Source organism: Breznakia sp. PFB1-19, from assembly GCF_029893935.1.
Classification (GTDB): domain Bacteria; phylum Bacillota_I; class Bacilli_A; order Erysipelotrichales; family Erysipelotrichaceae; genus Breznakia; species Breznakia blatticola.
In genome coordinates, this window is the sequence record NZ_JARXXJ010000008.1 from 17807 (window position 1) to 29584 (window position 11778).

The window sequence follows — 11778 nt, forward strand, 5'->3', positions numbered from 1 at the left end:
AGTCAACAAAAAAGTGTATTTCATGTTTCATAAAGTATACAATTTATCGAATATTTCTTTCTATTATTTATGATGTAAAAAAGAATATATTTTTAGTTTCAAACAGGTTTTCCATGGTGTTAAAAAACATAGTTTTCCACATAGGGTGGAAAACTGGGGAAAGTTGTTTAAATCCCTTTAGTCATGCTCATTTTCTTTTATGGAAAACTATACAATTCTTAGTTTCTTGTGGAAATTTCTCAATTTTCTTTTCCACACTTTCCACATCGTACTTTTTAACACAAACTTTTTCCACAGTTTTCCACATCAAAAGATGGGGAAAACTATTTAAAGCGTGATATATCCTTTATTTTAAAGGGTTTTCAATTTTTATGATAATGTGGAAAACTATGTTTTTTACTTTTTGATGGTAGTAATTTACTATCATTTCATGTAATATATGAGATGTAAATTTGTATTAGGAAAGGATATATTTATGACGGAATCTGGATCAAACACGTATCAAGACTGTTGGCATCAGATTTTGCACAATATCCAAGAAAACAATATCTTTGAAAAATCAGTTTTCCACTCTTACGTTTCAAATTCACTTCTCTACGATGTGCGTGATGGAATTGCGACAATTGAAGTCCCATTTATCACGACAAAACGGTTCTTCGAACAAAACATTGAAGTCTTTAATGATTTACTGTCTACGCAGCTAGATCAACAAATTTCTGCTCAAGTTTTATTAGAAAAAGAACTGTCTAATCGAAAACGTCAAGAGACGCCAAAAGAGGAGTTTATTTTTGAAAATGGAAATAAAATTTTAGAGAACTATACGTTTGAGAATTTTATTCAAGGTCAAAGTAACCAACAATCGTATGCAGCAGCATATGGTTGTGCGTATTCGAGGGAACAAAGTTTTTACAATCCATTATTTATTTATGGAAATTCTGGATTAGGAAAAACCCATTTATTGCATGCTATTTGTAATTATCTTAAAAATAATCGTCCAGATGTAAAATATCTTTACATTGATGGAAATGACTTCATTAATTTAATTATTAAATCGCTTAAAGAAAATAAATCTGATGTTTTTATAGAAAGTATTTGTCAATTGGATTATTTGCTAATCGATGATATTCAGCATCTTGCAAAAACAAATCAAAGCCAAGAATTATTCTTTAATATTTATAATAAGTTGAAGGATAGTGGGAAACAGATCATTTTAACTAGTGATGTGTACCCTTCAGAACTAAAAAATATTAATGCGAGAATTATTTCACGTTTTACATCGGGCTTATCGGTAAGTATTACATCACCTGAATTTGAAACAGCGGTTTCGATTCTTCAAAAGAAACTTGAAGGTAGAACCAATGAAATTATTATTACAGATGATGCACTCTTCTATATTGCAAACCGTTTTAATGAAGATGTTAGAAAACTAGAAGGTGCCTTAAATGAACTATTATTTAAAGCGATCTTACATAACCCAGAAGTTATTGATGAACATTTCACAATTGATATGTTCAAAGACAATCCGATTATTTCACAAACGGATGAATTAACACCAAAGAAAATAAAGAAAGAAGTTTGTAATTACTACAATATTACATTGAAGCAAATTGAATCAAAATCAAGAACTGCAGATATTGCAAATGCACGACATATCGCTATTTACTTAATTCGTGAACTTCTTGATGTACCATTTAAAAAGATTGGATCTGAATTTGGTAATCGTGATCATTCAACAATTATGACTTCTTATGATAAAATTGTAGGGTACCTAAATCAAAAAGGTATCTATAAAGATGTTATTGATGATATTAAAAAACGTTTAGGTGTTTACGCATAAATTATTTCCACAAAATTTTGCCGTAAATCTAAACAGTGAAAAACTGCTAAAAAGTATGATAAATACTTATTATTTTTTACTTTTAAAAGTTTTCCACACACTAGTAGTAATACTATCTTAAAAAAATTATTATACAGACAGGGGGTCACACGATGTTTTTTAAAGTTGATAAGAAACAATTGCTTACAAAATTAAATGTTGTATCTAGAGCTATTTCAAACTATTCACCTTTACCAGCATTTTCTGGTATTAAATTTGATGTAAATGAAAATGAAATTTGTTTAATGGCATCTGATTCAGATATTTCAATTAAAAACTATATTTCAAAACGTGATGAATGCTTTTTAGAAATTGAACAAACGGGTTCAATTGTTATTGAGGCAAAATACATTCTTGATATTGTTCGTAAAATGGACACGGAAGTTATTTCTATTGAAGTAGCTGATGGAGTGAATGTAAAAATTTATGATGAAACAAGTGAATTTAATATTATTGGTATTTATGCAAATGAATATCCAATGATTGATTTCACAAAAGGAGAAGACTTCTTTACGATTTCAACAATGAAATTAAAGTCAGTCTTAAATCAAACTTTATTTGCGACAAGTGATAAAGACAATCGTCCATACTTAAATGGAATTAATGTTCATATTCATGATGGACATGTCGATTGTACAGCTACAGATAGTTATCGTTTAGCAAAAACTTCATTTGAAGTCGATAGTACGATTGATTACAACATTATTATTCCTTCAAAATCATTAAATGAATTATTAAAGTCATTAGATGATGATCAAGAAATCAAAGTTCATGTATCGAATAAGAAAGTACAATTTGTATTTGAAGATACACTTATTCAAACGCGTTTAATTGAAGGAAGTTTTCCTGATACAAATAAACTAATTCCTGAACAGTTCCAATATGAACTTAAAGTCGAAACAAGAGATATCTTAAGTGCAATTGACCGTATGAGTTTTATTAAAAATGATGGAATTAACATCATTAAATTAGAACTTAATGAAAACGAAAGTATTCTTTCAACGAAATCACAAGATATTGGATCTGCTACTGAGATTTTAAAAACAGCTTCATTCAATGGTGAATCCTTAGCGATTTCATTTAATGGTCGTTATGTATTTGAAGCCATTCGTGCAATTCATGCAGATACGATTACTTTTAAGTTTTCAGGAGAGATGAAACCATTCATTATCCAAAGTGAAGAAAACGAAGAAGTATTACAATTGGTATTACCAGTTCGTACCTATCTATAGCAAAATACGCCTTTTACGGGGCGTTTTTTATTTGTCGCATAATTATATTATTTTAGCTAAAATTGAATAGAGAGCTTTTTAAGGGTGTATATGGACGTGTCCTATCTTTTTAATTATCTATTTTCATTGAAATATGATATAATAATCTAGGTGGAAAATGGAGATATATCTATGGAAATAAAGATTGAAACCGAATATGTAACACTAGGACAATTTTTAAAACTTGCTGATTTTATTAGCAGTGGTGGTGAAGCTAAATTCGCTGTCAAAGAATTGGACATTATCGTAAATGGAGAAAAAGAAGATCGTCGTGGTCGTAAATTATATCCTAACGATGTTGTAGTAGTTGAAGGTCAAACATTTACCATTGTATGATCATAGAAAACTTACAACTTTCACATTTTCGTAATTATGAACGTTTGCAAATGGACTTCACACCAGGAATTCATTTGTTTTACGGATATAATGGACAAGGAAAGACCAATATACTGGAAGCATTATATTATCTATCTTGTGCGAAAAGTCATCGGGTGCGTCATGATGAATATTTAATGCAAAAAAACTTTGATTATTTTTCATTAAAAGGACAAATTGTGAATGATAATAAAACGGTTTCCTTGATGTGTAATGTAGACACAAAAGGAAAACATTTATTTTTATTCAATACACCGGTAAGTAAAGTTAGTGAATACATTGGATTTTTTAATGCCATTATGTTTTATCCAGATGATTTATTGTTGTTTTCACAAGCACCAAAAAAACGTAGACAATTTATTGATTTAGAATTAGGTAAATTAAGCAGTGGTTATACACATGCATTAGTTGATTACTATAAAATTCTAAAAGAAAAAAACAAGTATTTAAAAAATCATAAAATTGATGATTTGTTTTTAGATACACTTGATGAGCAACTGATTGACTTACAAGTAAAAATCATGAAGCAGCGTCATCATTTTATTGAAATGTTGATGAAACATACAAAGAAGTATTTTCAATTATTTGAAAATAAAGATTTAGAAATATCTTGTGTTTATGAAAGTGATGTAGCATACATTGAAGATGAAACATTACTAAAACAAAAGATGTCAGAAAAAATGAGAAAACATCGAGAAAAAGAGAAGTTGTTTCATACTTCCTTAGTTGGGATTCATAAAGATGACTTTACATTTATGATCAACCAACAAAAAGTTGAAACCTTTGCTTCACAAGGACAAAAACGGATTTATATTCTTAGTTTAAAACTGGGGATGATTGAAAGTATTTATCAAATCAAAAAAGAATATCCAGTATTGTTGTTGGATGATGTATTTTCAGAATTAGATGAACAAAAAAGAGAGATATTATTAAATATATTACCTGTTGATGTACAAGTGTTTATTACAGCAACAGAATGTATTCAATTAAAAAAGAATCATAATATTACATATTATGAAGTGATACAAGGAACAGTAAATAAGAGGAGGATAAGTGATGAATGAAGAAAAAGTAACCCATTCATATACGGCAGATGACATTCAAGTTCTTGAAGGACTTGAGGCCGTTCGTAAACGACCAGGGATGTACATTGGTTCGACTGCAGAACGTGGACTTCATCATTTGGTTTGGGAAATTGTAGATAATGGAATTGATGAGGCACTTGCAGGATTTGCAGATACCATTACAATCGTTATTGAAAAAGACAACATTATTCGTGTTGAGGATAATGGACGTGGGATGCCAGTCGGAATTCACAAGAAAACTGGACGTTCAACAGTAGAAACTATTTTTACAGTACTACATGCCGGAGGTAAATTTGGTGGTGGAGCGTATAAAGTTTCTGGGGGATTACATGGTGTAGGTGCATCTGTTGTTAATGCCTTAAGTGAATGGTTAGAAGCGGAAGTTCACCAAGATGGTAAAATCCATAAACTTCGTTTTGAAGATGGAGGAAAACCAGTCGATGAATTAAAAGTTATTGGTGAAACTAATCAACATGGATCGATTGTACGCTTTAAAGCAGATCCTACAATTTTTACTGAAACGACAACATATAACTTTGACACAATTAAAACCAGAGTTCGTCAACTTGCTTTCTTAAATAAGGGGATTCGCATGGTTCTTCGTGATGAACGCGAAGCTGAACCAGTAGAAATTATTTATCACTATGAAGGTGGTATTAAAGAATACGTAGAATACTTAAATAAAAACAAAGAAGTCATTCATCAAGATGTAATTTACTGTGAAGGATTAGAAGAAGGTATTATTGCTGAAATTGCACTGCAATACAACAATGGATATATGCCTAACATTTATTCTTTCTGTAATAACATTAATACGATTGAAGGGGGAACACATGAAGATGGATTCCGTCTTGCTTTAACTCGTGTGATTAATAAATATGGACAAGAAAATGGTCTTATTAAAAAAGATGAAACACTTGTTGGGGATGATGTTCGTGAAGGATTGACTGCAATTATTTCAATCAAACACCCAAACCCTCAATATGAAGGACAAACAAAGACAAAATTAGGAAACTCTGAAGTACGTAAAATTGTATCAAGTATACTAGGAGAAAACTTAGAGCGTTTCTTCTTAGAGAACCCAGATACAGCAAAAATCGTATTAGAAAAAGCTACAGTTGCTAGTAAAGCAAGAATGGCTGCTAAAAAAGCACGTGAATTAACACGTCGTAAGAGTGCTCTTGAGATTTCAAGTTTACCTGGTAAGCTTGCAGACTGTTCAAGTAAAGATGCAAGTCAATCAGAAATCTATATAGTCGAAGGGGACAGTGCCGGAGGAAGTGCCAAACAAGGACGAAATCCTCGATATCAAGCAATTTTACCACTACGAGGTAAGATTCTTAATGTTGAAAAAGCACGCTTACATAAAATTTTTGAAAACAATGAAATTCGTTCCATGGTTACCGCATTTGGTATTGGAATTGGTGAGGAATTAGATATTGATAAACTGCGTTACCATAAAATTGTAATTATGACCGACGCCGATGTCGATGGTGCACACATTCGTACACTGTTATTGACATTCTTCTATCGTTATTTAAAACCATTGGTTGAAGGTGGATACATCTATATTGCACAACCACCATTATTTAAAGTGCAAAAAGGAAATAGCATTAAATATGCATATTCTGATGATGAAATGGAACAAATTCGTTCGGAGATGGGAGATCGTACCAATATCCAACGTTATAAAGGTCTTGGAGAGATGAATGCGGATCAACTTTGGGAAACAACTATGAATCCTGAAAATCGTACATTGATTCAAGTAACAATTGAAGATGCAATTGCTGCTGATGAAGTATTCTCGATGCTAATGGGTGATGAAGTTGAACCACGTCGTAAATTTATTCAAGATAATGCAGTATACGTAGAAAACTTAGACATTTAGGGGGAATTTGCAATGGATGATATTAATAAAATAAAGCAGTTAGACATCGTCACAGATATGCGTAAAAGTTTCCTTGATTATTCGATGTCCGTTATTGTTGCTCGTGCCTTACCAGATGTAAGAGATGGAATGAAACCAGTACACCGTCGTATTATTCACGGGATGAATGAACAAGGGATGTACTCTGATAAACCATATAAGAAAAGTGCCAGAATTGTTGGGGACGTAATGGGGAAATATCACCCGCATGGGGATTCATCTATTTATGAAGCCATGGTTCGTATGGCTCAAGATTTCTCATATCGTTATCCATTAGTTCAAGGTCACGGTAACTTTGGTTCGATGGATGGAGATGGTGCAGCGGCAATGCGTTATACCGAAGCACGTATGTCTAAAATCACAATGGAATTGATTCGTGATATTAATAAAGACACGGTTGATTTTGTACCAAACTATGATGGTGAAGAAACAGAACCTTCTGTTTTACCATCAAAATTTCCAAACTTAGTTGTAAATGGATCAATGGGGATTGCCGTAGGTATGGCAACCAACATTCCACCACACAACTTAAGTGAAACTATTGATGCAACGATTGCCATTATTCGTAATCCAGAGATTACAATTATGGAATTGATGGAAAATCATATCTTTGGACCTGATTATCCTACAGGTGGAACAATATTAGGAAGAAGTGGAATTAAACAAGCTTTTGAAACTGGTCGTGGTAGTATTATTACGCGTGCAAAGGTAAAAATTGAAGAGAAAAGTAATGGAAAAACACGCTTTATCTTTAATGAAATTCCATATCAAGTAAATAAATCAAATTTAGTAAAGAAAATTGCTGAGCTTGTACGTGATAAAGCAATTGAAGGAATTACAGAATTACGTGATGAAAGTAACCGTGACGGAGTACGTATTGTTATTGAGTTACGTAAAGATGTACAACCAGATATAGTATTAAATCAATTGTATCGTTTAACACCATTACAAAGTTCATTTGGTGTTAACTTCTTAGCACTTGTAAATGGTGCACCAAAACAATTGAATATCAAAGAAGCATTACAGCATTATATTGATCACCAAATCGAAGTTATTGAAAGAAGAACTAGATATGACTTACGAAAAGCTGAAGAACGTGCACATATCTTAGAAGGATTAAAGATTGCTTTAGATAACATTGATGCGATTATTACATTAATCCGTAATTCAAAAGATGACGAAACAGCACGTAATGGCTTAATGGAAAACTTTGAATTATCTGAAATTCAAGCACGTGCGATTCTTGAAATGCAACTTCGTCGTTTGACTGGATTGCAACGTGAACGTATTGAAAATGAATACAATGAATTACTTGCTAGAATTACAGATTTAAAAGATATTTTAGCAAATCATGAACGTGTATTAACAATTATTTGTGATGAGTTAACAGAAATCAAAGAAAAATATGGTGATGAACGTCGTACCGAAATTAGTGATGAAGGTATTGATATTGAGGATGAAGACTTAATACCAGTAGAAGATATAGTAATTTCTATGACGGAAACCGGATATATTAAACGAATTCCAATTGATACATACCGTACACAAAACCGTGGTGGTCGTGGAGTCAAAGGAATGAATATGAATGAAGATGATGTAATTGATATGTTAATTACAATGTCGACTCATGATTATTTGTTACTGTTCTCTAACTTTGGACGTGTATATCGTATGAAAGGTTATAAAGTACCTTCAGGAACAAGAACATCTAAGGGTATTCCAGTAGTGAACTTACTAAATCTAAATGAAGGTGAAAAGATTCGTGCTATGATTCCAGTACAAACAGAATCAGAAATGAAATACTTATTCTTTGTAACTAAAAATGGATTAGTAAAACGTGTAGATGAACAAGAATTCTATTCTATTCGTCAAAATGGTAAGATTGCTATTACCTTACGTGATGGTGATGAACTAGTAGGTGTTCGTCAAACAAATGGAGATAATGAAATTGTTATTGCTGGAAGTAATGGTAAAGCAGTACGTTTCAATGAAAACCAAGTACGTCCAATGGGACGTAGTGCAAGTGGTGTACGTGGATTTAATGTTGATGGATCTACAGTTGTAGGTATGGCGACAAGTGAAGAAGGTCAATATATCTTATCAGTTAGTGAAAATGGATATGGTAAACGTACAAACATGGATGAATACCGTCTAACAAGCCGTGGTACAAAAGGTGTTAAAACAATCAATATTACTGAGAAAACAGGTAACTTAGTTGCTGTTCGTGCAGTAAATGGTGACGAAGATGTCATGATTATTACGGACCAAGGTATTATTATTCGTATTTCACTAGAAAATGTTGGTGTATATGGTCGTAACACACAAGGAGTTAAATTGATTAACGTAGCGGAAAATGAAAAAGTAGCGCGTGTTGCTCCAGTTGCGAAACAAGAAAATGAAGAAGACGAAGTTTTGGAAGAACTAGAAGAAACAGTCGTTGAAAAAGTTCTTGAAGACCTAGACAACAAAGCAAGTGAATGATATAAATAAAGAAAGCGATGATAAGGATAAGTAATTGGATCATTATTTAAAGAGAGTTAGTGGTAGGTGCAAACTAATAGTAATTCCAGTGAAATCAACCTTTGAGTGATTTAATGAAATGAGTAATTAAATCCGGTAGTACCGTTATAACTTTAAGGACTGTATAGTTGAAGAAGGGTGGCAACGCGCTGCATAGCGCCCCTTTAGGTAAGCCACTCTTCTTTTATTTTTGTAAGGAGATAAACAATGATTGATATTAAATTTTTAAGAGAAAACCCTGAAGTCGTAAAAGAAAATATTAAAAAGAAGTTTCAAGATAGTAAATTACCATTAGTAGATGAAGTCATTGCACTTGATAAAGAAAGTCGTGAGACACAAACAAGAGCTGATGAATTACGTGCAAATCGTAATAAACTAAGTAAAGAAATTGGTTTATTAATGAAAGATGGAAAACGCGATGAAGCGGAACAAGTAAAAAAAGATGTTCAAGCAATGGCTGATGAACTTGCTACTCTTGAAGCACGTGAAGAAGAAGTACAAAAGAAAGTACTGGATATTATGATGGTAATTCCAAATATTATCGATGAGAGTGTACCTATTGGTAAAGATGATAGTGAAAATGTTGAAGTTGAGCGTTATGGTGAGCCAGTAGTACCTGCTTTCGAAATTCCATATCACACAGATATTATGGAACGTTTTGATGGAATTGACTTAGATTCAGCACGTAAAGTAGCAGGGAATGGATTCTATTACTTAGAAGGTGATATGGCACGTTTACATTCAGCTGCAATCACATATGCACGTGACTTTATGATTGATAAAGGATTTACGTACTGTATTCCACCATTTATGATTCGCAGTAATGTAGTTACTGGAGTTATGAGTTTTGCGGAAATGGAATCAATGATGTATAAAATTGAAGGTGAGGATCTTTATCTTATTGGAACAAGTGAACATAGTATGATTGGTAAATTCATTGATACAATTATTGATGAAGAAACATTACCTAAAACATATACAAGTTACTCACCATGTTTTAGAAAAGAAAAAGGTGCTCATGGTATTGAAGAACGTGGTGTGTACCGTATTCACCAATTTGAAAAACAAGAAATGATTGTTGTATGTGAACCAGAAGAAAGTCCAATTTGGTTTGATAAAATGTACAAGTATACAATTGAATTATTTAGAAATTTAGATGTTCCAGTACGTGCACTTGAATGTTGTTCAGGAGATTTAGCTGACTTAAAAACAAAAAGTATTGATGTTGAAGCATGGTCTCCACGCCAACAAAAATACTTTGAAGTAGGTAGTTGCTCTAACTTATCTGATGCACAAGCACGTCGTTTAAAAATCCGTGTTAATGGTAAAAATGGTAAGTACTATGCACATACACTAAACAATACCGTAGTTGCTCCACCTCGTATGTTAATTGCATTATTAGAAAATAACCTAAATGAAGATGGATCAATCAATGTACCAGTTGCATTACAACCATATATGGGTGGTAAAAAACGTTTAGTACCTGTTAAATAGTATAATGCATCAATCACAACCAAATGTTTGTATATATCCTGCAACAAGTAATCATAAAAAGAGACTACAGGATATATGCAAGTCATGGACAGATAAATTAGAAGCAGAAGGTTCAAACTTCAATGAAACTTATATTGCAGATTCCTTAAAACATAAGTATTTACCACCAATCAAAGATGCATCAAAAGAGCATCATTACTTTATGGTGATAGAAATAGATAAACAAATCGTTGGTTTCTTTGATATGTACTTAGGATATCCTAGTCATAATGTTGCATGGATAGGAATGTTTCTTATGGATCAAGCATATCAAAAGAAATCATATGGTACACTTGCTATGCAGTATATTGAGAGATTTGTTAAGGAAAAAGGATATTGTACAATGCAATTAGGTGTATATCATACGAATGTAAAAGGATTATCCTTTTGGATTCATACAGGTTTCAACCATATTCAAAAGTTTGTTCATGATAAGGAAACACAAAGAAACATACTTGTACTTGAGAAACAAATACTGTGATGTTCCACGTGGAACATTCTAACTGTAATTACTTTTTTTAAGTACTTGTCAAAGTAGAAATGATTCGTTATAATTAGTCTTGCTACTGCAACAATATCTAACTAACTTGGTCAGGTCGGGAACGAAGCAGCCATATGGAAGCTCTATTGTGTGTGGTAGCTTTTATTATATTTTGGAGATATCGTATGGATCAAATATATATGAAGGAAGCCATTGCTGAAGCAAAAAAAGCATACGCAATGGATGAAGTACCAATTGGTGCTGTAATTGTAAAAGATAATACTATTATTGCTCGTGCACATAACTTACGTGAACATGAACAATTAGCAACTGCCCATGCAGAAATACTAGCAATTAATGAAGCATGTAAGCAACTACAAAGTTGGCGACTTGAAGGTTGTACACTCTATGTCACATTAGAACCATGCCCAATGTGTTCAGGTGCAAGTATATTATCGCGGGTAGATCGCGTTGTATTTGGTGCAAGTGATCAAAAGGGTGGATCTATCGTAAGTAGTTTTTCGATGTTTGACCAACAAGGATACAATCATTATCCTACATATACTTCAGGAGTACTTGCAGATGAATGTGCAAGTTTACTAAAAGATTATTTTAAAGAGAAACGAAATAAGAAGTAAAGATACGACATCGTAATTGTCGTGTCTTTTTTATAGTTTGTCTATGTGAATTTTGGTATAATGAGAACTAAA

Annotated in this window: 9 protein-coding genes, 1 other RNA gene and 1 other annotated feature; all 10 genes read left to right on the top strand. The window is 32.4% G+C overall.

Features of this window, described 5'->3' with window-relative positions:
• The first annotated feature begins 475 nt into the window (after window positions 1-475).
• The 10 genes from dnaA (at window position 476) to tadA (ending at window position 11706) form a co-directional block, all read left to right on the top strand.
• Complete coding sequence (dnaA, locus tag M2098_RS05410; RefSeq protein ID WP_280682461.1) at window positions 476-1837, top strand: chromosomal replication initiator protein DnaA; 1362 nt, start codon at window positions 476-478, stop codon at window positions 1835-1837.
• A gap of 152 nt (window positions 1838-1989) precedes the next feature.
• On the top strand, window positions 1990-3108 hold the full coding sequence (gene dnaN, locus M2098_RS05415; RefSeq protein WP_280682459.1) for a DNA polymerase III subunit beta: 1119 nt from the start codon (window positions 1990-1992) through the stop codon (window positions 3106-3108).
• Window positions 3109-3279: 171 nt separating this feature from the next.
• Entirely contained in the window at window positions 3280-3483 is a 204-nt protein-coding gene (yaaA, locus tag M2098_RS05420; RefSeq protein WP_280682457.1) for a S4 domain-containing protein YaaA, read from the top strand.
• On the top strand, window positions 3480-4586 hold the full coding sequence (gene recF, locus M2098_RS05425; protein WP_280682455.1) for a DNA replication/repair protein RecF: 1107 nt from the start codon (window positions 3480-3482) through the stop codon (window positions 4584-4586). Before yaaA ends, recF begins: the two co-directional genes overlap by 4 nt.
• Window positions 4579-6495 (top strand): DNA topoisomerase (ATP-hydrolyzing) subunit B, encoded by a 1917-nt coding sequence (gyrB, locus tag M2098_RS05430; RefSeq protein WP_280682453.1) that lies wholly within the window; start codon window positions 4579-4581, stop codon window positions 6493-6495. Before recF ends, gyrB begins: the two co-directional genes overlap by 8 nt.
• 12 nt (window positions 6496-6507) lie before the next feature.
• Window positions 6508-9015: a DNA gyrase subunit A gene (gene gyrA, locus M2098_RS05435; protein ID WP_280682451.1), complete on the top strand. Its 2508-nt coding sequence runs from the start codon at window positions 6508-6510 to the stop codon at window positions 9013-9015.
• 8 nt (window positions 9016-9023) lie between these two features.
• Window positions 9024-9221: a binding site (T-box leader), on the top strand.
• Between the two features lie 40 nt (window positions 9222-9261).
• Window positions 9262-10548, top strand: a complete 1287-nt coding sequence (gene serS, locus M2098_RS05440) for a serine--tRNA ligase (protein WP_280682449.1) — start codon at window positions 9262-9264, stop codon at window positions 10546-10548.
• Between the two features lie 4 nt (window positions 10549-10552).
• Window positions 10553-11068 (top strand): GNAT family N-acetyltransferase, encoded by a 516-nt coding sequence (locus M2098_RS05445; protein WP_280682447.1) that lies wholly within the window; start codon window positions 10553-10555, stop codon window positions 11066-11068.
• Between the two features lie 78 nt (window positions 11069-11146).
• Window positions 11147-11234: signal recognition particle sRNA small type (gene ffs, locus M2098_RS05450), an RNA gene on the top strand.
• Between the two features lie 19 nt (window positions 11235-11253).
• The gene (gene tadA / locus M2098_RS05455; RefSeq protein ID WP_280682445.1) at window positions 11254-11706 is read left to right on the top strand and encodes a tRNA adenosine(34) deaminase TadA; all 453 of its coding nucleotides are present in this window, start codon (window positions 11254-11256) and stop codon (window positions 11704-11706) included.
• Window positions 11707-11778: the final 72 nt, after the last annotated feature.

Excerpts from the sequence above, each read along its gene's own strand:
- recF (WP_280682455.1), top strand. The coding sequence starts at position 3,480 with ATGATCATAGAAAACTTACAACTTTCACATTTTCGTAATTATGAACGT.
- tadA (WP_280682445.1), top strand. The coding sequence starts at position 11,254 with ATGGATCAAATATATATGAAGGAAGCCATTGCTGAAGCAAAAAAAGCA.
- serS (WP_280682449.1), top strand. The coding sequence starts at position 9,262 with ATGATTGATATTAAATTTTTAAGAGAAAACCCTGAAGTCGTAAAAGAA.
- gyrB (WP_280682453.1), top strand. The coding sequence starts at position 4,579 with ATGAATGAAGAAAAAGTAACCCATTCATATACGGCAGATGACATTCAA.
- dnaN (WP_280682459.1), top strand. The coding sequence starts at position 1,990 with ATGTTTTTTAAAGTTGATAAGAAACAATTGCTTACAAAATTAAATGTT.
- yaaA (WP_280682457.1), top strand. The coding sequence starts at position 3,280 with ATGGAAATAAAGATTGAAACCGAATATGTAACACTAGGACAATTTTTA.
- dnaA (WP_280682461.1), top strand. The coding sequence starts at position 476 with ATGACGGAATCTGGATCAAACACGTATCAAGACTGTTGGCATCAGATT.
- M2098_RS05445 (WP_280682447.1), top strand. The coding sequence starts at position 10,553 with ATGCATCAATCACAACCAAATGTTTGTATATATCCTGCAACAAGTAAT.
- gyrA (WP_280682451.1), top strand. The coding sequence starts at position 6,508 with ATGGATGATATTAATAAAATAAAGCAGTTAGACATCGTCACAGATATG.